This is a genomic window from Methanoregula sp. (genome assembly GCF_050010295.1).
Lineage (GTDB): Archaea > Halobacteriota > Methanomicrobia > Methanomicrobiales > Methanospirillaceae > Methanoregula.
On sequence record NZ_JBEKLH010000003.1, the window covers coordinates 1 to 22,909 of the forward strand.

The 22,909-nt window shown below is 49.0% G+C and carries 19 protein-coding genes; 1 reads left to right on the forward strand and 18 read right to left on the reverse strand.

What is annotated here, in order from left to right:
• From ABSB80_RS05015 to ABSB80_RS05030, 4 genes are all read right to left on the reverse strand, one after another.
• A partial coding sequence (locus ABSB80_RS05015) for an ice-binding family protein (RefSeq protein WP_428368798.1) occupies positions 1–1,168 on the reverse strand: 1,168 nt, incomplete at its 3' end.
• 568 nt (positions 1,169–1,736) lie between these two features.
• Positions 1,737–4,649: an ice-binding family protein gene (locus tag ABSB80_RS05020; protein ID WP_428368800.1), complete on the reverse strand. Its 2,913-nt coding sequence runs from the start codon at positions 4,647–4,649 to the stop codon at positions 1,737–1,739.
• Between the two features lie 174 nt (positions 4,650–4,823).
• Positions 4,824–5,087, reverse strand: a complete 264-nt coding sequence (locus ABSB80_RS05025) for an Hsp20/alpha crystallin family protein (RefSeq protein ID WP_428368802.1) — start codon at positions 5,085–5,087, stop codon at positions 4,824–4,826.
• A gap of 282 nt (positions 5,088–5,369) precedes the next feature.
• Positions 5,370–5,681 (reverse strand): Hsp20/alpha crystallin family protein, encoded by a 312-nt coding sequence (locus ABSB80_RS05030; RefSeq protein WP_428368804.1) that lies wholly within the window; start codon positions 5,679–5,681, stop codon positions 5,370–5,372.
• A 235-nt stretch (positions 5,682–5,916) separates the two neighbouring features.
• Between ABSB80_RS05030 and ABSB80_RS05035 the strand changes: the two genes are divergently transcribed.
• Positions 5,917–6,144, forward strand: coding sequence for a hypothetical protein (locus tag ABSB80_RS05035; protein ID WP_428368806.1), 228 nt, complete (start codon positions 5,917–5,919; stop codon positions 6,142–6,144).
• A 73-nt stretch (positions 6,145–6,217) separates the two neighbouring features.
• Here the strand turns inward: ABSB80_RS05035 and ABSB80_RS05040 are convergent, their stop codons facing one another.
• The 14 genes from ABSB80_RS05040 to ABSB80_RS05105 form a co-directional block, all read right to left on the reverse strand.
• Positions 6,218–7,594 carry a response regulator gene (locus ABSB80_RS05040; protein WP_428368808.1) on the reverse strand — a complete coding sequence of 459 codons (1,377 nt, stop codon included), beginning with the start codon at positions 7,592–7,594 and terminating at the stop codon, positions 6,218–6,220.
• Positions 7,595–7,597: 3 nt separating this feature from the next.
• Positions 7,598–10,354 (reverse strand): PAS domain S-box protein, encoded by a 2,757-nt coding sequence (locus tag ABSB80_RS05045; RefSeq protein WP_428368810.1) that lies wholly within the window; start codon positions 10,352–10,354, stop codon positions 7,598–7,600.
• A 39-nt stretch (positions 10,355–10,393) separates the two neighbouring features.
• Positions 10,394–10,747: a circadian clock KaiB family protein gene (locus tag ABSB80_RS05050; RefSeq protein ID WP_428368812.1), complete on the reverse strand. Its 354-nt coding sequence runs from the start codon at positions 10,745–10,747 to the stop codon at positions 10,394–10,396.
• 1 nt (position 10,748) lies between these two features.
• Complete coding sequence (locus ABSB80_RS05055) at positions 10,749–11,090, reverse strand: circadian clock KaiB family protein (protein WP_428368814.1); 342 nt, start codon at positions 11,088–11,090, stop codon at positions 10,749–10,751.
• A gap of 29 nt (positions 11,091–11,119) precedes the next feature.
• A complete protein-coding gene (gene kaiC, locus ABSB80_RS05060) occupies positions 11,120–12,841 on the reverse strand; it encodes a circadian clock protein KaiC (RefSeq protein WP_428368816.1) in 1,722 nt (573 codons plus the stop codon).
• Between the two features lie 302 nt (positions 12,842–13,143).
• Positions 13,144–14,466, reverse strand: coding sequence for a lipopolysaccharide biosynthesis protein RfbH (rfbH, locus tag ABSB80_RS05065; RefSeq protein WP_428368818.1), 1,323 nt, complete (start codon positions 14,464–14,466; stop codon positions 13,144–13,146).
• A 3-nt stretch (positions 14,467–14,469) separates the two neighbouring features.
• Positions 14,470–15,408 carry an NAD-dependent epimerase/dehydratase family protein gene (locus tag ABSB80_RS05070; protein ID WP_428368820.1) on the reverse strand — a complete coding sequence of 313 codons (939 nt, stop codon included), beginning with the start codon at positions 15,406–15,408 and terminating at the stop codon, positions 14,470–14,472.
• A 67-nt stretch (positions 15,409–15,475) separates the two neighbouring features.
• On the reverse strand, positions 15,476–16,543 hold the full coding sequence (locus tag ABSB80_RS05075; RefSeq protein WP_428368822.1) for an NAD-dependent epimerase/dehydratase family protein: 1,068 nt from the start codon (positions 16,541–16,543) through the stop codon (positions 15,476–15,478).
• Positions 16,540–17,559: a 4-hydroxy-2-oxovalerate aldolase gene (dmpG, locus tag ABSB80_RS05080; protein ID WP_428368824.1), complete on the reverse strand. Its 1,020-nt coding sequence runs from the start codon at positions 17,557–17,559 to the stop codon at positions 16,540–16,542. The genes ABSB80_RS05075 and dmpG overlap by 4 nt, the downstream gene beginning before the upstream one ends.
• 17 nt (positions 17,560–17,576) lie before the next feature.
• The gene (locus ABSB80_RS05085; RefSeq protein ID WP_428368826.1) at positions 17,577–18,458 is read right to left on the reverse strand and encodes an acetaldehyde dehydrogenase (acetylating); all 882 of its coding nucleotides are present in this window, start codon (positions 18,456–18,458) and stop codon (positions 17,577–17,579) included.
• Between the two features lie 46 nt (positions 18,459–18,504).
• Positions 18,505–20,295, reverse strand: a complete 1,791-nt coding sequence (locus ABSB80_RS05090) for a thiamine pyrophosphate-binding protein (protein ID WP_428368828.1) — start codon at positions 20,293–20,295, stop codon at positions 18,505–18,507.
• 193 nt (positions 20,296–20,488) lie between these two features.
• A complete protein-coding gene (locus ABSB80_RS05095; RefSeq protein WP_428368830.1) occupies positions 20,489–21,427 on the reverse strand; it encodes a glycosyltransferase family 2 protein in 939 nt (312 codons plus the stop codon).
• 4 nt (positions 21,428–21,431) lie between these two features.
• The gene (locus ABSB80_RS05100; RefSeq protein ID WP_428368832.1) at positions 21,432–22,418 is read right to left on the reverse strand and encodes a GDP-mannose 4,6-dehydratase; all 987 of its coding nucleotides are present in this window, start codon (positions 22,416–22,418) and stop codon (positions 21,432–21,434) included.
• Positions 22,419–22,442: 24 nt separating this feature from the next.
• Positions 22,443–22,868, reverse strand: coding sequence for a GtrA family protein (locus ABSB80_RS05105; protein WP_428368834.1), 426 nt, complete (start codon positions 22,866–22,868; stop codon positions 22,443–22,445).
• Between the last annotated feature and the right edge of the window lie 41 nt (positions 22,869–22,909).

The window sequence follows — 22,909 nt, forward strand, 5'->3', positions numbered from 1 at the left end:
TTACACCCGTGCTCCATTTGTAGACGCCCGGGGCAAGGGTCATCCCGCCGATATTTCCGGCACCCAGTTCGGTTGCATCGGGAGCTCGTCCGGCCCCGTTGGTATACGCTGCCTGCATGTCGCTTACGGCAGTAGTCATCATTGCCGGAGTGGGAGGTGTATAATCCGCTGCATACACCCTCCCATTAACCAGCGACGATGTCGCAAACTGGTTCGAGGGGTCCATGACAAGTCCAAATCCCGTCATGTATGTTGCCGCGGCTGGACTCACTCCGATATTGCCGTTAATCTGTGTAGTTCCTGTGGTCGTGATCCCCGATTTCGTCAGAATCGCATAATTGCCGGCCGTTCCAAGATTTACGGGTGTCGCAGAGCCGCTGTTACTCGGTGCTGACGGTATCATCGGACTGGTCACGGTATTCGCATCCAGGGTAACTGCAGTCTGTGCGAGCGCCCTGCCGTTCAATGTTGCACCGGTCTGGAGCACAATTGCGGTCTGATCAAGGATATTCCCGTTGAACACCGATCCCGTTCCAAGCGTCGTCTGTCCGGCGACTACCCAGTAGATATTCTTTGCCTGTGCGCCACCGCTGAGGATGACACGCGTATCAGAGCTGATAACAAGACCTTGTGCGATCTGGAATATCCATACATCATTTGGTTTTCCCGCGAGGGTGACATCGGTGGGTATGGTTACACCCGTGCCCCATTTGTAGACGCCCGGGGCAAGGGTCATCCCGCCGATATTTCCGGCTCCAAGTTCGGTTGCATCTGGTGTCCGTCCGGCCGCTACCGTGTAGGCTGCCTGCATGTCGCTTACGGCAGCAGTCATCATTGCCGGAGTGGGGGGCGTATAATCCGCCGCAAATACCTTCCCGTCAACCAGGGACGATGTCGAGAAGTGGTTCGAGGGATCCATGACAAGTCCAAATCCCGTTATAGCCGTCGCATCGATTGGACTTACCCCGATATTCCCTGAAATTGAAGTTGTTCCGGTAGTTGATATTCCGGACTCCGCCAGGATCGCATAATTGCCGGCCGATCCAAGACCAACTGGTGTCCCCTGCCCCATCACGCCGGGAATTATCGCGGCAGTGATCAGGAAGAGCAGCACAATGCTGAATACAAAGGAGAAACTTTTTCCTCCATATTTTACTATGCTTTTCATTTAAACCTCCATGATAATCACTCTAGATGCCAGTTCGGAGTATATGATTTTTGTCAAAAAGCAGATTTTGAAGCAAATTTTGGAAGGTTGTGCCCGGGTCTGAATTTCAGGCATTGGAGAAAACCCACGGTATAGTAAAAGCAGGGTTTCCGACTCTGTTTTCACTTCAGAGACTATTATACTCGTTGATTGGCAGCATATGAAGCCCGATCCCCGGACAGGGAGAGCCCCCCCTCCCGCCCATCCAAACCTTGTGGCATTGGGCAGATTCTGGTTGTAAGCATCCGCAACGTCAATGATGTATTCTTTTTCTCAGGCAGGACAATCCACTTCCCGGGGGAACACTCTGCCCGGGGATCACCTCATTATGAAAGAGGATAAACCGGTCATGGTACGTTTTTTCATAAGAAGCGGGGATTACCGCATAAAAAAGTGGGGGGGATTGCCTTTGTCAGCAGGTGATGGGCCAGCATCACCTTGTTCGTTCATGGTGTTTTGATTCAACCATACCTGAGATCAGCTTGATCTCATGCATGGTTTCTGGCCATTACAATGAGAGTTACGCTCATTACGGGCTGGTCACCGTATTCCCGTTAAGGGTAACCGCGGTCTGTGCCAGTGCCCGGCCGTTTAAGATTGCGCCATCACCCAGTGAAATACTGGTTTGATCCAGGATATTCCCGTTGAACTTGGAGTTTGCTCCAAGCGCCGTATTGCCGGCAACAACCCAGTAGACGTTCTGTGCCTGTGCACCGCCCCTGAGGACAACGTGCGAATCCACGCCGCTACTGAGAATTCCTGCTATCTGGAATACCCAGACTGCATTCGGATTGCCCTGAGCGTCCAGAGTGACACGGTTCGGTATGGTCACGCCGGTACTCCACTTGTAGACACCGGGGGCGAGAGTCATCTTGTCGATACTTCCGCCGCCCAGTTCGGTGACACCGGGAGCCTGTGCGTTGGCAGTTGTGTACGCTGCTTCCATGTCGCTTACAGCAGTAGTCATGGTTGCCGGAGTGGGTGCCGTATAGTCGGCTGCATAGACATTTCCGTTAACCAGAGGCGATTTCGCGAAGTGACCCGAGGAATCCGCGACGAGGCCAAATCCGGTCATGGATGATGCCGCGATGGGACTCACCCCAATATTGCCGTAGATCCGTGTGTCCTGTGTGCCGGGTGTTGTCGTGATTCCGGATTTTGTCAGGATCGCATAATTGACGGCAGTTCCAAGATTTACGGGAATTCCGCTGGCGCCATTGCTTGGTGCCAGGATCGCTGTCGGGTTGGTCACCGTGTTCCCGATAAGGGTAACCGCAGTCTGTGCCAGTGCCCGGCCGTTCAAGGTTGCGCCATCACCCAGCGCAATATTGGTTTGATCCAGGATATTCCCGTTGAACGCAGAGTTTGCTCCAAGCGCCGTATTGCCGGCGACAACCCAGTAGACGTTCTGTGGCTGAGCTCCGCCAGTAAGGATCACCTGCGAATCTGCGCCGGTACTGAGAACTCCTGCTATCTGGAATACCCAGACTGCATTCGGATTGCCCTGAGCGTCAAGAGTGACACCGGTGGGGATTGTCACGCCGGTACTCCACTTGTAGACACCGGGGGCGAGGGTCATATTGTCGATATTTCCGCCGCCCAGTTCGGTGACACCGGGAGCCTGTGCGTTGCCAGCAGTGTATGCTGCCTGCATGTCGCTTACCGCCGCAGTCATGGTTGCCGGAGTAGGTGCCGCATAGTCGGATGCATAGACATTTCCGTTAACCAGAGGCGATGTCGAGAACAGATTCGAGAAATCCGCGACGAGACCAAATCCGGTTATGGATGATGCCGCGATGGGACTCACGCCAATATTGCCGTAGACACGTGTGTTCTGCGTGCCGGGCGTTGTCGTGATTCCGGATTTTGTCAGGATCGCATAATTGGCGGCAGTTCCAAGATTTACGGGAGTTCCGCTGGCGCTGTTGCTTGGTGCCAGGATCGCTGTCGGGTTGGTCACCGTGTTCCCGATAAGGGTAACCGCAGTCTGTGCCAGTGCCCGGCCGTTCAAGGTTGCGCCATTACCCAGCGCAATATTGGTTTGATCCAGGATATTCCCGTTGAACGCAGAGTTTGCTCCAAGCGCCGTATTGCCGGCGACAACCCAGTAGACGTTCTGTGCCTGAGCTCCGCCAGTGAGGATTACGTGCGAATCTACGCCGCTGCTGAGAACTCCTGCTATCTGGAATACCCAGACTGCATTCGGATTGCCCTGAGCGTCAAGAGTGACACTGCTGGGGATTGTCACGCCGGTACTCCACTTGTAGACACCGGGGGCGAGGGTCATCTTGTCGATACTTCCGCTGCCCAGTTCGGTAACACTGGGAGTCTGTGCGTTGGCAGCAGTGTACGCTGTTGCCATGTCGTTTACCGCCGCAGTCATGGTTGCCGGAGTGGGTGCCGCATAGTCGGATGCATAGACATTTCCGTTAACCAGGGAGGATTTCGAAAACAGATTCGAGAAATCCGCGACGAGGCCGAATCCGGTCATGGATGATGCAGCCATGGGGCTCACACCAACATTGCCGTAGATCCGTGTGTCCCGCGTGCCGGGTGTTGTCGTGATTCCGGTTTGTGCCAGAATCGCATAATTGGCAGCCGATCCAAGATTTACGGAGGTCCCGCTGGCGCCGTTACTTGGTGCTGTCATAACGCTGTTGCTTGGCGCCGACGCACCCGCTGCACCCGTTACCGTGTTCGCGTCCAGGGTAACCGCGGTCTGTGCCAGTGCCCTGCCATTTAAGGTTGCACCCGTGTTGAGCACAATCGCTGTCTGGTCCAGGATGTTTCCATTGAATACCGATCCTGTTCCAAGCGTCGTCTGGCCGGCGACCACCCAGAAAATGTTCTTTGCCTGTGCACCGCCCCTGAGGACAACGTGCTGACCGGAGCTGACAACGAGATTCTGTGCGATCTCGAATATCCAGACATCTTTTGAACTTCCCGAGAGGGTGACATCGGTTGGGATTGTCACGCCGGTACTCCATTTGTAGACACCGGGAGCGAGGGTCATCCCGCCGATATTTCCGGCTCCCAGTTCGGTTGCATCGGGAGCTTGTCCGGCGCCATCAGTGTACGCTGCCTGCATATCGTTTACAGCGATAGTCAGCCTGGCCGGGGTAGGAGCCGCATAGTCGGATGCATAAACATTTCCTGAAACCAGGGACGATTTAGAAAACTGATTCGAGAGATCCATGACGAGGCCAAATCCTGTCATTCCTGTGGCAGCAATCGGGCTCACGCCAATATTTCCAATAATTGAAGTGGTTCCTGTGGTCGTGATTCCTGCTTTTGCCAGAATCGCATAATTGCCTGCCGATCCAAGGTCCACGGCTGATGCACCCATCACGCCGGGAACTATCGCGGCGGCCATCAGGCAGATCAGCGCTACGCTGAATACAAGGGAGAAAATGGTTCTCTCACTTTTTTTCATGCTTGTCATTCTTACCTCCTTGACGATCTTGACAAAGGAGAGTTACCTCCTTGCCGATCTCGACAAAAGAGAGCAAATGATATAATCCATTTGTCCAAATGCAGAATTTAATGCAAATTTTGAAACAATGTGCCTGCGGTTTTCAGAACCGGGAGAAATTTATTGTCTGGAGATCAAAGGGTATCAGGATTTTTTCGGCGTTATTTTTTCCAGGGTTAGTTCAAGGATCCCATTGGAAAACCGCTTTTTACTAAACTTTACTTCGCCGGGGATGGTGATCACTCCTTTATAGGGTTTCACGGTATCAGATACAGCAACAGTAACCGAGGTCGAGTGGTTTTCAAGATCGATTTTGATTTTTTCCTCAGCGATATCCGGCAGTTCGGTAAAGATGCGGAGGAATGTTCCTTCATCAACAATAGTTGTTGCCGGTTCGACAATTTTCATGGGCCTGGTATTTTTAGAATTCCCTGTTCGCATATTCCTGCTCTCTTCCATTGTATGGACCCCGGTATGTTTTCCTGGTTATTTTCGCTCATGCACGTTATTTTCTACCAGCTGTATACCCTAAAGACGATCGGGGTGAACTAGTACCCTATCGCCATCTTGCTGGTTATTTTTCAAGCCGGCTCGTAATATATGACCTTTGTCAGAAAACAGATTTTGATGCAGATTTTGGAACGATGTGCCTGCGGTTTTTTAAAATGAGCGAGATGTACCACCAGGTTATCAGGGTGCATCAGGATCTGGTTTTTTTCCAGGATTTTTTTCCAGGGTCAGTTCAAGGACTCCATCGGAAAACCGTTTTTTACTGAATTTTACTTCCCAGGGAATGGTGATCACTTTTTTATACTGTTTCATAGGATGAGATGCAACGATAGTAACCGAGGTCGAGTGGTTTTCAAGATCGATTTTGATTTTTTCCTCGGTTATACCTGGCAGTTCTGTAAGAATGCGGAGGAATTTTCCTTCGTCAACAATAGTTGTTGCAGGTTCGATGGTTTTTATCGGCCTCGTATTTTTAGAATTCCCTGTCCGCATATTCCTGTTCTCCGTTTCCTGTTTCTATGGGGCCCGGTGTTTTTCCTGGTCATTTTCAGTTATGCACGTTATTTTTTGCCAGATGCATACCCCAAATGATCGGGTGAGACAATAACCGATCAATAGCTGGCATAACAACCAGGTTGAACGGATCGCTGCAGTCTGGCACAGTGATTGAACCTTGTGTACGGGGCTGTTTCGATGTATTTTTACTTTGGAAGATATTTAGTCGTGGATGGCAGCGGGTGGAGCCCAATCCCCGGATACGGGCTCCCTTCCGTCCATCCACGCGTTATGGCATTGTGCAGCTTCTGCCTGGAAGCATCCACAACGTCAGATTGAGGCATTTTTTCTCAAAGATGTCAATCCACCTCCATCGGATAATACTGTGACCGGGGATTACCTCTTTATGAAAGAAGATAAACATGACTGGATTTTGCAAATTTTGTTTCGTTTTTCATAAGAACCCGGGATTGCCGCGTAAAAAGAAGAGAGGAATATCTATGTCAGCAGGTGGAGAGCAGGCACCACCTTGTTCATTGCGGGTGATCTGATTCCTCCCCATTATTTTTATCAGGAATCCCCGCGTTTATTCCACGTTTGTCATATAAGATATGCTGGAACACCTGCTGGAAGTCATTGAGTTTCTGGCTGACGTGTTTTTTTCCTTTTTCGGTAAGACGATACAATTTGGATTTTCCTGATGCTATGATCTCAAGGTACTCGTTTTCCTGAAGATCGTGGAGGATAGTGTAAACCCTTGCCTGCGGAATATGAACATGGTACCGGCGATGGATCTCGTGAACGATATCGTTCCCTGAAATTGGTTTATCCAGAAGTGAAAGGACCACCGGTTCCAGTGACTTTTTTACGACATCATCGATGGTTGACTGGGGGACAACCGAAACAGATTCGGCAGGAAATGTATGATGGGCAAACGAAAGCGTCGTTTCTTTCCCGGTTGATACGATGATCTTGGGGATACCCGTGGCCATGGATTTTATCAGGGTGTGATCAATTTTCCCGATATCTAGGGCGATGATCCCGGATACGGGGATCTTGTTCTCCTTTTTTGAAAGAAGCAGGTTCTTTATGGCAAGGATATCATCGAACTCTTCGGTTTCAGAAAAATCAATCAGGATCTGCAGGGAATCCGTTGTACCTGCATACAGCAGGGATTCAGTGCACTTTTCGAGGACTGGCAGCAGGACAGTAACCTCGTTTCTTTTTATCCGGTGGGTGTAAAGTTTCTTTTTCAGGATCTCTTTTGGAAAATGTTTCTGGAGAGATGACTGGGAATAGGCAAACAGGGTGCGTCCTCCCTTTTTTATGCCCTCTTCCAGTGCAAATTTGAATATTGGTTCTTTTACGACAGGGTCCGCGTACAGGAAGAGAACGATGTCGGTGAAGATATCGGTTAAAAGTACGGTTTTTATTTCCGGTAGATCGTGATAGGAAAGACTCTCCTGTGCCAGATTGCCGGCTTCCGTTTCCGGTGAAATTTTCTCCTGCGCAGATTTTCTTGATCTCTGCTCCTCCTGTTCCACCGCTTTTCGGAACAGTGCCATCTCAATGGCTGCCTTGATCCCCAGTTCATTGAAGGGTTTCACAATATAGCCGTAGGGTCTGACATTTTTTGCTTTTTCAATGATGGTATCGTCAGCATACGCTGTGATAAAAACAACCGGAATATCCAGTTCCGTTGTAACGATTTCTGCTGCTTCAATACCATTCATCTTTCCTGGCATCACGATATCCATCAGAACGAGATCAGGTCGGATACTCCGCGCTTTATCGACCGCATCTTCACCGGAAGCCGCCATGCCTGCAACGCAATATCCCATTGCGCTCAAACGTCTTTCCAGCAGCATCGTGATGATCGCTTCATCATCAACAACAAGTATTTTCGCCATAGGTTATGCCCCATCCGGTATAGCAGGAAATTCAATGCATATTTCAGTACCGCTCTGGCTCTTGACCATAAATGATCCCTTCAACTGGTGCTGCACAAGTGTCCTGATCAGTGAGATTCCAAGACTTTTGGTACAATTGATATCAAAATCAGCGGGTAACCCGATTCCATTATCACGCACCATGATTCTGATCCAGCCGTTCTCCTGCAGTGCAGAGATCTCAATAGTGCCATTTTTTCGCCCTTTGAAGGCATGTTTATAGACGTTCGAAAGGATCTCATTCACCGCAAGCGCACAGGGAACGGCCTGGTCTACCGGGAGAAACACTTCATGGGGATTCATCTTACAGGTGATCTCGTGTCCCTTTTTGGAATAAATACTTGATAACCCGGCTATCTGGTCCCGGATCTGGGCTGATAGACTGATTTTTCCGAACTGTTTACTCTCATACAGCCGTGTGTGGATCTGCGCCATGGTCTGGATTTTGAGCATCAAATCGGTCAGTATGCTGTTTGTTGATTCATCGTGAGAATTCATCCGGGTCATATCAAGCAGGCCGGATATCAGCTGGAGATTGTTCTTGACCCGGTGGTGGATCTCACGAAGCAGCACTTCCTTTTCTGTCAAGGATGCAATAAGGTTTTCCTCTGCATGCCTGCGATCGGTGATGTCCCGGAAACTCCAGACTCTGCCGACCACACTATCTCCGATTTTCTGGGGTTTTGAATAGCGTTCAAAGATCTTCCCGTCGTTAAATTCGATGACGTCAAATCTTTCGCGTCCCGGACTTGACTGGAGCTCTTTGAGATGGGCAAGAAATTCTTCGGGATTTTTGAGTTGCGGCAGGATATAACGGATTATCCTCTCGATCTCCTTTGATTCCAGTAAATCCGGGAGAATACTCCACATATTCACAAAATTCTGGTTATAATTGGTGATCTTACCCTGCAGGTCGACCACCAGGATACCGTCTGCTGTTGATTCAAGCGATGCGTTGAGGAGTGACAGGGTTTTTTTAAGCGATGTATCGGAAAATTTTCGCTGCCGGATCTCTTCTTTGAGAATCACGTTCATCTTTGCATATTCTGCAGCTCGCAGCCGGTACTCGGACTCCATTTTTTTCCGGTCGGTAATATCCTGCCCCTGCGCGATAATGGAAATGATGGTTTTACCGTCAGGTCCGAAAATAGGGGCAGAGTTCCAGAGTACGGTCCTGATTCCTCCATCCTTGTAGAGAATAGGTATTTCCACGCTGTCCCATCTCTCACCATCCATGGTTTTCCGGATAAGATCCATCGTTTCAGTCTGGCATTTCCCGGGTAAGAGTATATCAAACTGCTGTCCGGTGACTTCCTGCGCTGTCCTGCCCGTCAGATGTTCAAATGCCCGGTTGAACAGGGTAATTTTGAATTGCGGGTCCCAGACAATAATGGGGGCGTTGGCAAAGGTAATAAGGTTGTCAAGATATTCCTTTGTTTCACGAAGTTTATCCTCAACATGTGCCTGTTTTGTTACATCATACGCGACTTCCCCGGCACCAACGATAGTCCCGTGGGCATCCCTGAGTGGAGTATGGAGTACATGATAGACTTTGCGGTTCTCACCGGGATCACCGAATTCTATTATCTGGTTCACATGCTCACCGTGCATTACCCTGCTCCACTCATCCACGGCTCTCTTCTGCTCTTCCGGCATTCCTGCGCACAATTCCACCATGCTGGTGCCTAAGGTGAGATCCTTACCGGTGAGCCGCTTAATCTCTTCCTTATAGGTCTGGTTGAAGAAGATATACCGGAAGTCCAGATCCTGAACGGCGATAATCACGTCAGTTCCTTTCGTTACGGCCTCCAGCAACTCGTGAGCCCGCTGAAGATCCTCCTCGCTGTGCCGCAACACATCATCGGCACGCTTTTGTTCGCTGATGTCGTGGCTTACGCCGATGGTCGCGATGAGATTCCCGTTGTCACCGAAAAGGGGGGAGTCGGTGACATAAACGGGAAATTCGTGGCCGTCCCGGTGGCGCACCAGGTATTCCCCGGACCAGATCTCTCCCCTGTCGAGCTGCGCCTGGATCTTCCGCGCATCCTTCTTCGATAATTCCGGAACCACCACTTCGGACGCGTTATGACCGATGACCTCTTCCGGATTCCAGCCGTATGTACGGGTCGCTGCCTCGTTCCAGAATATGATCATGTGGTCGGTGTCAACCGCAATGACCGCGTCCCCGACCGCATCGAGAAGGCGTGCCTGAAACCGGAGCCGCTCTTCGTCCTTCCTCCGGTCAGTGATGACAACGCTGATCTTCGTATCCATATCGGAAGAGAGTGCGTTCATGGAGATGAGGACGGGGAGGGACGAAGATCCCTGCCGGATACGGACCCGGATCTGGCACGCCTTCTTCACTATCACCCTCACTGCCTCTTTGATATCCTTCTGAAAGTCCGGGCAGACGTGATCGAAGATAGACGTGCCGAGCACCTTTTCGGGGGGCAGCTGCACCATCTCTTCAAACCGCGTGTTGGTGAACAGGATCATCCCGGTCCGGGAGAGGGTGAGCGCCCCTTCCCGGATATTATCTATCAGTACCCGGTACGGGTGATCGGCTCCTTCCAGCGTGTAGACCTGCTGGACGTTGTCTTTCGAGACAACGATGGCATCCACTTCACCGGAACGGATGGCTTCGAGTGTCTCCTCGAGCTCGCGAACCTTCCCGCGCAGTTCCCCGACCTCTTTTTTGAGGTTCGCGCCTTCCCGTTTCATGCCGGTCCTCTGGTAGTGTTTTTTGTCATGCAGGGCCTGTTACGATCGTGGGACGAGGTCGAGGCCTACGAGCACTTTCTCCTTCCGGCTCATGTCACCGATGACCTTTCTTAAGGGGAGCGGCAGCTTCTTGATCAGGGTCGGCGCTGCGAGCACGAGGTCGACCAGGTTCTTTGTCCGGTCCTGGTAGATATCGATCACTTCGAGTTCGTACCTTCCTTTCAGGTACTCCTCGCAGATCTTCTTCACGTTCTCGACCGCGATCTGTGACCGGCGGTTGTTGCCGGCAATGTAGAGCCGGAGCATGTAGTGATCGGTCTTCCGCTTCACAAGCGCCGTCTCGTATTCGGCGGTTACATCGCCTTTTGCCTTCTTCTTTGTCACGGCCTTCATATCACGTCACCTTCCGGAGGTCCAGGCCCACAAGAACTTTTTCGGTGTTGGAAAGGTTCCCGATGATCTTCTTGACCGGGGTCGGGAGCTTCCGGATCAGGGTGGGGACGGCGATGATCTGATGGTCCTTCGCGAGCTGCGGGTGTTTCAGCAGGTCGATGACCTCGATCGAATACCTGGATCCGAGGAAATCCTCGCAGATCTTCTTGAGATTTTCAAAAGCGGTCAGAGAATTCGGGGTCTGCCCTGCAACGTACAGCCGCAGGATCCATGTTTCGCCCGCGGGGTCTTCGGTATTCTTCTCTTTCTCCTTCCGTTTGGTCTCAGGGATAACTGGCAACATTTCACCTCGTCTCACTGCGGACATCCGGGTCACCGGTCGACCTGCCGCTGGGTCGCGATGTCCGTTTTGGTCTTCGCTGCCGCTTTCTCGCGGGAGATATCCTTCCCGATGAGGATCTTCATCTCCTCCTCCTCGCGTGCGAACCGTTCTTTGAGCAGCGCGATCTCGTTCTCCATCAGCTTCCGCCTGCTTTCGAGCTCTCGCTTCTTCCGTTCGATCTCCTCGTTCTTGCGGAGACGGTCGTCGATCTCACTGCTCTCCTGTGCCATCCGGGCGGAGCCGAAGAGGACGCCCTCGCTGCCCTTGTATACGTCGAGGAGCTGGATACCCTGATCCGACAGGACGAACTCCCGGAGCTGGTTCGAGTGGGCCATCCCCCGCGACTTGATGATGGAGAACGCACGGTTCCGCTCCCCGTTCCCCTCCACGTTCTTGAGGATGAGCCATGCGTCCATCAGGGAAGACACGTGCATCTCGGTCGATTCGAGCGCATAGACCTCGGAAACCGCGTCGTTCGAGAGGTTGGTGAAGAGGCCGGTTATATGGAGGGACTTGGCAAAATCAATCAGGCGCATCAGCATCGAGCGCACCTGGATATCGTCACCGATGGGATAGAGGTTGGAGATGGGATCCACCGCTATCACGGTCGGCGAGAACTCCGCGACGAGCTTCAGCATCATCGAGAGGTGCATCTCGAGGCTGTACGCCGTCGGGCGGACCGCGTGGAACTTCAGGAGGCCGGATTTCACCCACGGCCCGAGGTCGATCCCGATGGACTTCATGTTCCGCAGGAGCTGGCTCTCGGATTCCTCGAAGATGAAAAAGAGGCACTTCTCGTTGCGCCTGCATGCTGCATCGATGAACGTCGCGGCGATGCTCGTCTTGCCCGTGCCTGCCTGACCGGAGACGAGGATAGAGGATCCGCGGTAGAACCCTTTTCCCCCGAGCATTGTGTCGAGCCGGGGGATGCCGGTGGCAATCCTCTCCTCCGATGCCGTGTGGGAGAGGGACATCGAGGTGATGGGGAGGACGGAGATGCCATCGCTGCTGATCAGGAACGGGTACTCGTCCGTGCCGTGGATGCTGCCCCGGTACTTGACGATGCGCAGGCGCCGGGTCGCGATCTGGTCCATAATCCGGTGGTCGAGAGTGATGACGCAGTCCGCGACATATTCTTCAAGACCATACTTGGTGATCGTCCGCTCCCCGCGTTCGCCCGTGACGACAGCAGTCACTCCCCGGTCTTTCAGCCAGAGGAAGAGCCGGCGGAGCTCCGACCGGAGGATCGCCTCGTTGGCAAAGCCGGAGAAGAGGGCCTCCAGGGTATCGATGGCGACGCGCTTTGCGCCGACCTCGTCGATCATCGTGCCGAGCCTGATGAACAGGCCTTCGAGATCGTACTCGCCACTCTCTTCTATCTCGGAGCGATCGATAGTGATATGGTCGAGGACCAGTTCCTTCCGGCGGACGAGGTCGTCGAGATCGAATCCCATCGACCTGAAGTTCTTCTTCAGGTCGTCGATCTTCTCTTCGAACGCGATGAAGACACCGGATTCACCGTAATCGGTTATCCCCCGGACGATGAACTCCATCGCAAAGAGCGTTTTCCCGCACCCCGGGCCGCCGCTGACGAGCGAAGGGCGGCCTTTCGGGAGCCCGCCACCGCTTATGTCGTCAAGGCCCTTGACCCCTGAGGGAACTTTTTCGAGTTCTGCCGTTCCTTCGTTTGCGGCAGTCTTAGTTTTTTTCATGCTTCCCAGACACCAGCATTATGTCCCTGATGGAACTATTATCCGCACCACTCATATACTAGTGGGGTGGCCCGTCCTTTCCGGAGAAGTGCAGGTGACCGGCGATCCGGAACCGTGCACTGGGCTCACAGGGCGAATACCCGATGACGATTGAGTCCGAAGGTTCCGTGGAAGTCCTCCGGGCATCCGGCACAGACCGTCCGCCAGGTCCGGCCAAGGCTGTACCGGAGACTCACGGGAGATGTATTTTTCGAGCAGAGGTATTATTTCATTCTCCGGAGTATTCTCTCTATTTGCGATCCTCATGAAATTGTGGAGCGGGGCATCATAAACTCATCGAATTGGTGAAAGGTGTACTGGATCATTGAATCTGTTAGTCCTGGATACACCCCAATCCAGAACAGCGTATCCATCACGAGATCGGTGTTCATAAGAGCACCCGGTGCCCGGTACTTCATATCTGCATATGCCGGTTGCTTGAGAAGATTCCCTCCAAAGAGCATTCGGGTAGCGATCGTGTGCTCTTCCAGATATCTGACAATATCGTCACGATTGAACGGGGCATCTTCCCGGACAATAATGGAGAATCCAAACCAGCTGGGATCTGAGTGCGGTGTTGCATGAGGAAGGATCAAATACTCCTCGTATTTTTTTAGTCCCTGAGATAGTACTTTGAAATTCTCTTTTCGTCTCTCAATAAATCCCGGTAATTTCCTGAGTTGTTCAACCCCAATTGCAGCCTGCATATCCGTAACCTTGAGATTGTACCCGATATGGGAATAGATGTACTTGTGATCGTATCCCTTGGGGAGATCTCCCAGCTGCCAGTCAAAACGTTTCCCACAGGAATTATCGCAGCCGGGATCGCACCAGCAGTCGCGGCCCCAGTCGCGGAACGATGCAATTATTTTCCTGAGCAGGGGATCGTCCGTGCATACGGCACCCCCTTCCCCCATGGTAATATGATGTGCCGGATAGAAACTGAAGGTAGAGATGTGTCCGAAAGTCCCGGTGAATTTCCCCTTATACCGGGAGCCGAGGGCATCGCAATTGTCTTCGATGAACCAGAGATCATATTTTTTCACCATGTTCATAATGATGTCCAGATCGGCGGGATTCCCCAGCGTATGCGGGACCATGATCGCTTTTGTCTTGTCAGAAATAGCGTCTTCGATACGATCGGCCTGGATATTATACGTTCCCAGGTCAACATCTACAAAGACCGGTACCAGATTATTCTGGAGGATGGGGTTGAGTGTCGTGGGGAAACCGCAGGCTGTAGTAATGACTTCATCGCCGGGTTTCAATCTCTTTTCACCGAGCTTGGGGGAGGTGAGCGCAGAAACGGCAAGAAGATTTGCGGAAGAGCCGGAATTCGTCAGGAGGCAAAATTTCACACCGAGAAATGCAGCCAGATCTTTTTCAAACCGATCGGCATAGCGTCCGGTGGTGAGCCAGAAATCGAGAGACGCGTCAACAAGGCTGATAAGTTCTTTTTCATCGTAGACCCGGCCGGCATAAGGAACCGGGGACGTTCCGGGAATAAAAACTTCGGACCTCTTTTTCAGGATATGATATTCTTTCACTTTTTCAAAAATTTCTTTCCGCAGATTCTCAGGATCCATATGTCACGACTCCTTGTTGAGGATTGGGTTAATCTTGCAGGATGCAGCGTATGCATCTTTTCGGATTGTATCGGGATCTATTTCGGGGAGTATTTTTTGGTAATATCTGATTAAATCTTTCAATGCTGATTTCATTGGGGTGAATGTCAAACCCGGGATTTCTTCGCTCAATCGCGTATTACTCCCGCTATACTCATAGTTTAACCCTTCATTTTCAACAATAATTTCAGACTTGAAATCTGAAATAGAATTAATGAGTTCCGAGATCGAAACAAGATCTATTGGATCAGGCGTGGTGATATTATATGAAGGATATTTGGGTTTATGGGTCAGGAAATAATCGAGAATTTTAAAAAAATCTTCGATGTAAAGCCAATTGAAGTACACATTCTGTCGTATGGTGATTGGCATAGAGAGAAGGTTTTTTATGATCGCATTTGATACGAATTTGAATTCATAATCCTCGTATTTTCCGAATATCCCGAATAACCGGAGGCAATACATATTTTCTGTTTGTTCGATATATTTTGAGATAAGATATTTGGAAAAACCATGTTCTTCTGTAGGAATCTGGCTCCCGAATTCCTCTTCCGGTATCTTCTGAATATCCCGGCATTTATTGTATTCCCCCCCGGATCCCATATGAATCAAGGTTTGAAACCGATCCTGGTTTTCTGCGAGATTGAAAAACATTCGCATATTTTTTTCAATTACCTCTCCGACTCCCGGTGTCTTTCTGGTTCCTCCGAAATTCGCGCAATGAATTACGCAGTCGATCTCATTTCGTAAGAAAAAAGTTCGCACGTCTTTCTGAAAAAAAAGGTTCAGATCTTTATGAGGCGGGGTAAGCAGGATATAATTATCTTTTAAATGTTCGACAATGTTTTTTCCAATAAATCCTGTGGATCCGGTAATAAAAACCGTTTTTTTATCATTTTTCATCCGACACCACCCAATACCTACGTTGATTTAGTCTCCTCAACCGGATAACGACTAACCTACCGAACACTTAATCTTTTTTCAGGGGAACCATCTGGTTCCAGAGGATAGTTCGTCTGATTGCCATATCCAGGTCAATGGTAATTTTTAATCCAAGCTTCTTTTCGGCTAATCTGGTATCCGGTACGAATTTTGAACTTCTTAATAATGTATCATGAGATAATCCGGTAATAATCTGGGGGGATTTTGGAAATTGCCCGGAAATTTTCTCAGCAAGTTCTTGCAGGGTTACTGCTTCAGGACTTCCCACATTGTAATTCGCCCCGACAGAGCCCTGTACAAGTATGTTCAGCAGCCACCAGGCCATATCGCTGGGATACATATAACTGCGGACCGTCTGTCCGTCCCCGAGGATACGTATCGGCCCGCCAATCAGACCATCCCGGATAAAATTATTAATTGCCCATGGTCGATCCAGGTACTGGTATGGCCCGATGAAAGCGAAAGGCCGTGCATTGACAAGGGGCAGTCTTTGCTGGTTCCGGTAAACTGAACATATCGTCTCTGCCATCCTTTTGGATTCCGGATATGAAGCATTGAAAGCGCTGCAGTCGAGGCCCCCGATAAAGGTTTCGGGAATTCCCGGTATTTCCCAAGGCTGAGCTCCGTATACCTGACCGGAGCTGATGTTCAAAATCTTTTTCACATCCGGTAGTCTGGCCGCATATTCAAGCACAGCACGTGTCCCATTCACAATTACATCGATAGTCCTGAGCGGATCAGAAGCATGGATACGGTTGTCAGGATTGGCAGCGGCATGGATGATCCACGATATGTTGCTGGGAATGTCCGTGAGATTCCGGATGTCCCGTTCGATCAAATCCACATCCTGGCGTGATGCGATGTGGGGGACTCTGTTTTGAAAACTGCCTGCTCTGCTCGATAACAGAGTAATATGGGCATTAAAATCAAAATTATCATTCAAATACGTGATTATTTCCGACAACCAGGTCCCCATGAAACCCGTCCCGCCGGTTATCAGAATACGCTCATCTCTCAGGGGCTCCAGAAGGGATGTCTGGCCTGCAGTGACCCTTTTACAATCTTCTTGGACAATCTCTTTCGGTGTCAGGCTCATGGTTTCTGCCCACCCCTTTTCGCAGAGAGCTCCGAAGCAACTTCAATTATCATGTCTTCCTGACCTGCAACTACCTGGCGGCGACCGAGTTCAAAAAAAACATCCCGTGGATCGACATTATATTCCTTTGAAATTCTCTCTACCGGTTTGGAAAATGCAGAAAATACTCCGGAAAGTCCACTGATAATGCTCAAAGAACGAATTCTCGGAATCTCTTTCATCAGATCCGTTTCAGCAATCTCCGATGCATCGAGTATTTTATAAAGATCAATTCCCGTGGAATATCCAAGTTTTTCTAAAACGGCAACCACTGCTTCTATCTGGGCATTCCCGGCACCGGCACCAAACCCCCGTGCAGAGCCATCGATGATCGTCGCTCCGGCCTGGGCAGCAGCGATCGAATTTGCGATTGCCAGTCCCAGATTGTTATGGGCGTGAAAGCCGACAGGTATATTTAAACTGCCTGCCAGCAGCGAGATGCGTTCGCTTACTTCATCGGGTACATAAGCACCTGCCGAGTCAAATATTATGACCCCTTCTGCACCATACGATTCCATTTTTTGTGCTTCTTCAACCAGCGTCTCTTTTGATGCCATGTGGCTCATCATGAGAACCCCGTAGACCTCTTTTCCCCGGTCCCGTACGAAGTTGATATGACGCTGGGTGAGATCAGCTTCTGTGCAATGGGCAGCGACTCTGACTACATCCACTCCTAAGTCAAGAGCCTTTTTCAGATCTTTGTTGATAGTTGCAAATCCCGGGATAACATGGACGGCAAGTTTAGACCGGGTCAGATTTTTCTTTGCTTCCCGCAGCATCGCTTCATCATCGATTGCACTTTCACCAACCTGCAACGAAGATGCACCAATACCATTTCCGTGACCTACTTCAACGGTAGGTATTCCCGCTGCATTTGCTGCGGATGCATATACGGCGATCTGGTGAGCGGTCATTTTATGGCTTATAGCGTGATTGCCATCTCTTAAGGTTACATCGTGAATTAAAATTTTAGACATGAAAATTCCTCCGGATATTAACTCCCCGGAACCGTTAACGTTTTTCTGGCATATCGTTCGGCCATCGCAATTGCTGCACAGTTGATAATATCCATATTTCCTGCATATTTTGGCAGATAATCCCCCAATCCCTGGACTTTTACCATAATTACAATGCGGTTGGACTCAATTAAGGGAGAAACGAGTAGTGTATATCCCGGTACATATTCCTGGATCCTGGAAACCATGGTATCGACTTCTGCCCTGAGACGTTTCATGTCTGGCTTTTCAACTTTAGCAAAAATCGTGGTCTGCATATCAACACATGGCTGAGCAGGGTTTAATATAAGAATTGCCTTTGTTTCATCACAACCGGAAAATTTTTTTATTCCCTTTTCTGTAGTCTCAACATATTCATCCAGATTCAGCCTTGTTGCCGGCCCGGCGCTCCGCGAAGCAATGCTTGAGACCACCTCAATATATCTGACATTCTCCTGGGTTTTTCCTATTACGTGGGCAATGGGGATGGATGCCTGACCCCCGCAGGTAACCATATTTAGATTATCAAACCGGAGACAATTTTCAATATTGATCGCGGGAATACACATCTCCCCAATACCGGATGGTGTCATATCGATGACTGTTTTATTCATTTTTTTCAGAACAGCCCAGTGTTTCTTATGATCAAGAGCGGAAGTTGCATCGAAGACCAGATCACACGAATCAGGATTTCGTTCTATCGCCTCGATACTGAGATCCGAAGTTTTAACTCCCATACTGTTGGCCTTATTCATCCCGGGGGAATTTAAATGGCGCCCTATAAATAATGTGCATTCAATAACCTGAGAGCGCATGGTTTTAACCAGTAAATCGGTCCCGATATTGCCGCTGCCAAGGATTGCAACTTTCAGTTTTTTCATCTTTCCACCAAGAAGTATCGTTCTGTTCTCCTCGCGCCAGCGAAAATTAAAGTATTTTATCTCTCACGGAATTTTCTAAATATTCTTCTCTCGGTAAAAAAGGAAACATATCATCATAAGGCATTGAGATCATACTTCCATCTTCAAGGATCTTTGAGGCCACTCTCGGGATCAACACCTGATCTGCCGGACTGATAACTTCACATATCATCGGCCCGGATTCGGCGAATATCCGGTTTATCTGCAGGTTCAGATCCCCGGACTGCGACAGTTTCAGGTATTTTATTCCATATGCCATTGCGATTTTCTCCAAATTCGGGAAGCTGACGCCGCTATTTTTATCAGTACCGATATAACGCCCCCCCTGGAAATTGTCCTGGGTTAACCGGATGAGAAGATATCCATTATTATTCAAAACGATTAATTTTATTGGAAGTGAATTATAAACAATTGTCTGAAGTTCCTGAATGTTCATCTGAAGAGATCCATCACCGGTTATGCAATACACATTTTTTCCCGGATTTGCAGCGGCCACCCCAATCGCTGCCGGCATGTACCCCATCGTTGAAAGCCCTCCGGTGATAATGTGGCGTTGACCGTATTTTACCTGAAATGCCTGTGCATATGCATGGAAACAGGACCCGGTATCGACCAGAAAGAGGGCGTCTTCAGGAGCGTTCCGGGAGAGCATCGTGTAGAAATGATAGGAATTTATCTCGCCGGTTTTATTGCCACACTCGGGTAAGTCCACGGGATATTTACTTTTCCAGTTCTGTGTCTGGGAGATCCAGGGTAAATTATCGAATTGAAAATCTGACAGTTCCCTGTTCAGTTCAATGAAAAATGCCTTTGCGTCTGCCTGAATTGCGATGTCAGGAATTATTGAGGGTTTTGAAAGTTCTTTCTCATCGATGTCCACAATTATTTTTTTTGCGTATTGTGCAAAGTTTTCATACTGATAACTGACAAGACCAATTGCCAATCTGCAACCTACACTTAAAAAAAGGTCTGAATTCTGGATGGTGAAATTACTGGCCCGGTCTCCATAGGTTCCGGGTCTCCCCACAAACAGGGGATGGTTGTGATCTATCAAATCCATTCCCAGACGGGATGTCATAACAGGAATTTTTACAGTATCTACAAACTGGTGAAATTCTACTATTGCATCTGCGAGCCGGACTCCCGCACCTGCAAGAAGACATGGCCTGCGACTGTTTCTGATACTGTCAGCGACCAACCGGATCTGTTTCTGAAGATCTGATTTTCCAGGGTCCTGATGTGCCGGGGGAATATATCCTTCAAAGTCGTCAGGGTCGAATGAAGCTCCCTGGATATCAATGGGGCATTCAATCCAGACCGGCCCTACACGGGGGGATTTTGCAAGGTAAATGCATTTTTCGATCTCATATTTTACCCGGGATACATCATCCAGCATTACGGCATATTTAGTGACATTTTGAAAAATTGGCAATGTATTGAACCCCTGAAGGGCAAATTGACGGGGCCCCTGAATTTTTGCCTGGGATACTTTCGACTGACCGGAGACAATAATGCAGGGGGAACTATCAACATATGCCCCGACAACACCCGTGAGAGTATTTAGCGCCCCGGGGCCGGCAGTCACGTATGCAACCCCGAGTTTTCCCGTTGCCCTCCCATATGCTTCTGCAGCCATTACCGCAGCCTGTTCATGATGGCAACACATGAATTTCTGATTTTTGTGTTGCAGCAGTGCATCCGTGAGATGCATTATCATTCCCCCGGCAATTAAAAAAACACATTCTCCGCCAGCATCGTATAATTTTGAAGTAATATAATCAGCGACGCGAATTTTCATTGGATACACCTTATACTTAACACAAAAATGGGTAATCATCTGGTATAAACATATACTCCCTCATATCCCGCTTACAGATTCGTAAAATTTTGAGGATCACAACTTTAATTCCCGGAATAGAGTAGTCATATACGTAGAGATCTCATGGCACACGGCATTTTTGCGATTTTCCAGGAAATGTGGGTGGTTGGATTCAATCTCCAAATCCGATTTCCTCACGAACAATATATAAAGGCCGTTTTTTTGATTCATCATATATCCTCGATATATATTCCCCTATTACCCCCAGTATCAGGAATAACATGCCGAATAAGAATGAGATCACAAAGATGATCGTTGCAATCCCGGGTACTTCCCGGCCGTAGATCAGATATAATGCTATTTCAATAAAAAGAAGAAGAAAAGATAACGCAGATATGATAAACCCCAGAACCGTTGCTATTTTTAATGGGAGATCAGAAAAAGAAAAAATCCCATTTAATGCCAATTTAAATATTGTGATAAAATCCGCTTTCGATTCACCGGCAAATCTTGGCGGACGTTCAAACGGGATACCCGTCTGTTTAAAACCCGTCCATGCTATTATTCCCCGTAACAAACGGTTTGTTTCTCCGATCTGGTTTACCGCTCGTAAGACTTTTTTATCGATGAGTCTGAAATCACTCGCATTCTCGGGCATCGTATTATTCGTCAGTCTGTTAAAAATTTTATAGAATAGTTGCGAAGAGATACGCCTCCCGACAGATATCCCCACCCGCTCCTGTACGATTGCATAGACGATTTCAAAACCCTCTTCCCATTTTTTGATAAGTTCGGGAATTAATTCCGGAATATCCTGCAGATCTGCGCACATTATTACCGCCGCATCTCCCCGGGCATACTGCAAACCGGCAGTTACACCTCCATCACAACCAAAATTCCGGGAGAGCTGGATAATTTTGAATCTGGGATCTTCCGTGTGAATATGTACTAATTTTTCAAAGGAAGAATCCCAAGACCCGTTTTCTACGATTATTACCTCAAAATTGTAATTACTACACGTATTCATTGCGTTCTGGAGCCGGCGTTTGAGTTCATCCAGCACGTCTTCTTCATTGTACGCCGGAATCACGATACTGATTAATTTTTTCATAGAATTATCGCACCTGCATCTTGAAAAAATCCCGGTACCACTCAATCGTTTCTTTCAGCCCTTCTTCATATGCATATCCGGGTGACCAGTTCAACATTTTTCTGGCTTTTTGCGCAGAAAGATATTGATCTTTTATTTCATTTGTCGCCTGGTTCAATACCACCGGTTTTAGGGGACTCTTCATGATCCTCAGAATATCATTGACAATCTCAATAACCGACTTGGGCGATTCTGTACTGAAGTTAAATGCCTCTCCCCAGAACCGTTTATCATCCATCTTTTCTGCCAGATGGAGATAGGATTCTACTCCGTCCCTGATGTAGAAGTAATCCCGCAAAAACGTACCATCACTGCGGATTACCGGATTTTCATTATAATATACCGAACGGATGGTTCCCGGGACAATCCTGTTGTAATTGAGATCCCCGCCACCGTAAAAATTGCCGCATCGTGTCACACAGACCGGAAGGTTATAGGTCTCAAAGTAGCACCGGCATAATAAATCGGCACAACTTTTCGAAACATCGTAGGGATGACGTCCTTCAAGAGGGGTACTCTCGTCATAGGGTAAATTTTTCTGATCCCCGTAGGCTTTATCACTGGATGCAACAACAATTCTCCGGACTGTCGGAACGTTACGGGAAGCTTCAAGAATATTCCAGGTTCCCTCGATATTGGATTTGAATGTGGAGATGGGCCCGCGGTTTGCCGTGGTCACGATGGTCTGGGCGCCCAAGTGGAAAACCGTCTCGATCTCATATTCATTGAGCACACGTTCAATAAGGGCATAATCCTCGATTTCACCCCGGACCGTAGTGATCTTGTTTATTGTCCCGGAACGGTACAGGTGCGACTGAGGTGTCGTATCCCTGATGAGACCTGTGACCTGTGCCCCCCTCTCAGCAAGTGCCTGGGACATCCAGGAACCAAGCAGGCCGGTACAGCCGGTTATAAAAACCGGCCGGTTTCTCCAGAAATGTTCATTTTTCATACCTAGTCCCCTTTGGCAATAAGATCAGCAATTTTTTTCGGTAATCTGTCTGAAACTGAAATATTTTTGTCCAGCATAACTAATTAAGGTAATTAATGGCAGAATTGCAAGTTGCGCAATCTTGGGATTGAAGGTGAAAATGGAGACGCTGATATATAATGTCACCATGTTGGCAAGCAGAACAAAAAGGTATACCAAATTAAATTTTGCAAATTCAAGAATCTTGAACTGTTTTGATTTGAACACCCAGAATTTGTTCCATAGAAAACTGTGGGTTACCCCGATGATATGCGACAGGATAAGCGCGAGGAGATAATAGAAATAATCCGAAAGAATAAAAAATGCGCCGTAACCGACAATAGTATTCAAGATCCCGACACAGGCAAATTTTGGGAACTGATCGAGCAGGGAATGCTTTCTTAAATACTCGCGGATCTGTTCGGATTTCAATACCTGGTACTCCGTTTAGGTATAGTGCGTGGAGAATGGAG

Coding starts and splice junctions, on each gene's coding strand:
- ABSB80_RS05020 (WP_428368800.1), bottom strand. CDS start 4,649: ATGACAAGCATGAAAAAAAGTGAGAGAACCATTTTCTCCCTTGTATTC.
- ABSB80_RS05025 (WP_428368802.1), bottom strand. CDS start 5,087: ATGAAAATTGTCGAACCGGCAACAACTATTGTTGATGAAGGAACATTC.
- ABSB80_RS05030 (WP_428368804.1), bottom strand. CDS start 5,681: ATGCGGACAGGGAATTCTAAAAATACGAGGCCGATAAAAACCATCGAA.
- ABSB80_RS05035 (WP_428368806.1), top strand. CDS start 5,917: ATGGCAGCGGGTGGAGCCCAATCCCCGGATACGGGCTCCCTTCCGTCC.
- ABSB80_RS05040 (WP_428368808.1), bottom strand. CDS start 7,594: ATGGCGAAAATACTTGTTGTTGATGATGAAGCGATCATCACGATGCTG.
- ABSB80_RS05045 (WP_428368810.1), bottom strand. CDS start 10,354: ATGAAACGGGAAGGCGCGAACCTCAAAAAAGAGGTCGGGGAACTGCGC.
- ABSB80_RS05050 (WP_428368812.1), bottom strand. CDS start 10,747: ATGAAGGCCGTGACAAAGAAGAAGGCAAAAGGCGATGTAACCGCCGAA.
- ABSB80_RS05055 (WP_428368814.1), bottom strand. CDS start 11,090: ATGTTGCCAGTTATCCCTGAGACCAAACGGAAGGAGAAAGAGAAGAAT.
- kaiC (WP_428368816.1), bottom strand. CDS start 12,841: ATGAAAAAAACTAAGACTGCCGCAAACGAAGGAACGGCAGAACTCGAA.
- rfbH (WP_428368818.1), bottom strand. CDS start 14,466: ATGGATCCTGAGAATCTGCGGAAAGAAATTTTTGAAAAAGTGAAAGAA.
- ABSB80_RS05070 (WP_428368820.1), bottom strand. CDS start 15,408: ATGAAAAATGATAAAAAAACGGTTTTTATTACCGGATCCACAGGATTT.
- ABSB80_RS05075 (WP_428368822.1), bottom strand. CDS start 16,543: ATGAGCCTGACACCGAAAGAGATTGTCCAAGAAGATTGTAAAAGGGTC.
- dmpG (WP_428368824.1), bottom strand. CDS start 17,559: ATGTCTAAAATTTTAATTCACGATGTAACCTTAAGAGATGGCAATCAC.
- ABSB80_RS05085 (WP_428368826.1), bottom strand. CDS start 18,458: ATGAAAAAACTGAAAGTTGCAATCCTTGGCAGCGGCAATATCGGGACC.
- ABSB80_RS05090 (WP_428368828.1), bottom strand. CDS start 20,295: ATGAAAATTCGCGTCGCTGATTATATTACTTCAAAATTATACGATGCT.
- ABSB80_RS05095 (WP_428368830.1), bottom strand. CDS start 21,427: ATGAAAAAATTAATCAGTATCGTGATTCCGGCGTACAATGAAGAAGAC.
- ABSB80_RS05100 (WP_428368832.1), bottom strand. CDS start 22,418: ATGAAAAATGAACATTTCTGGAGAAACCGGCCGGTTTTTATAACCGGC.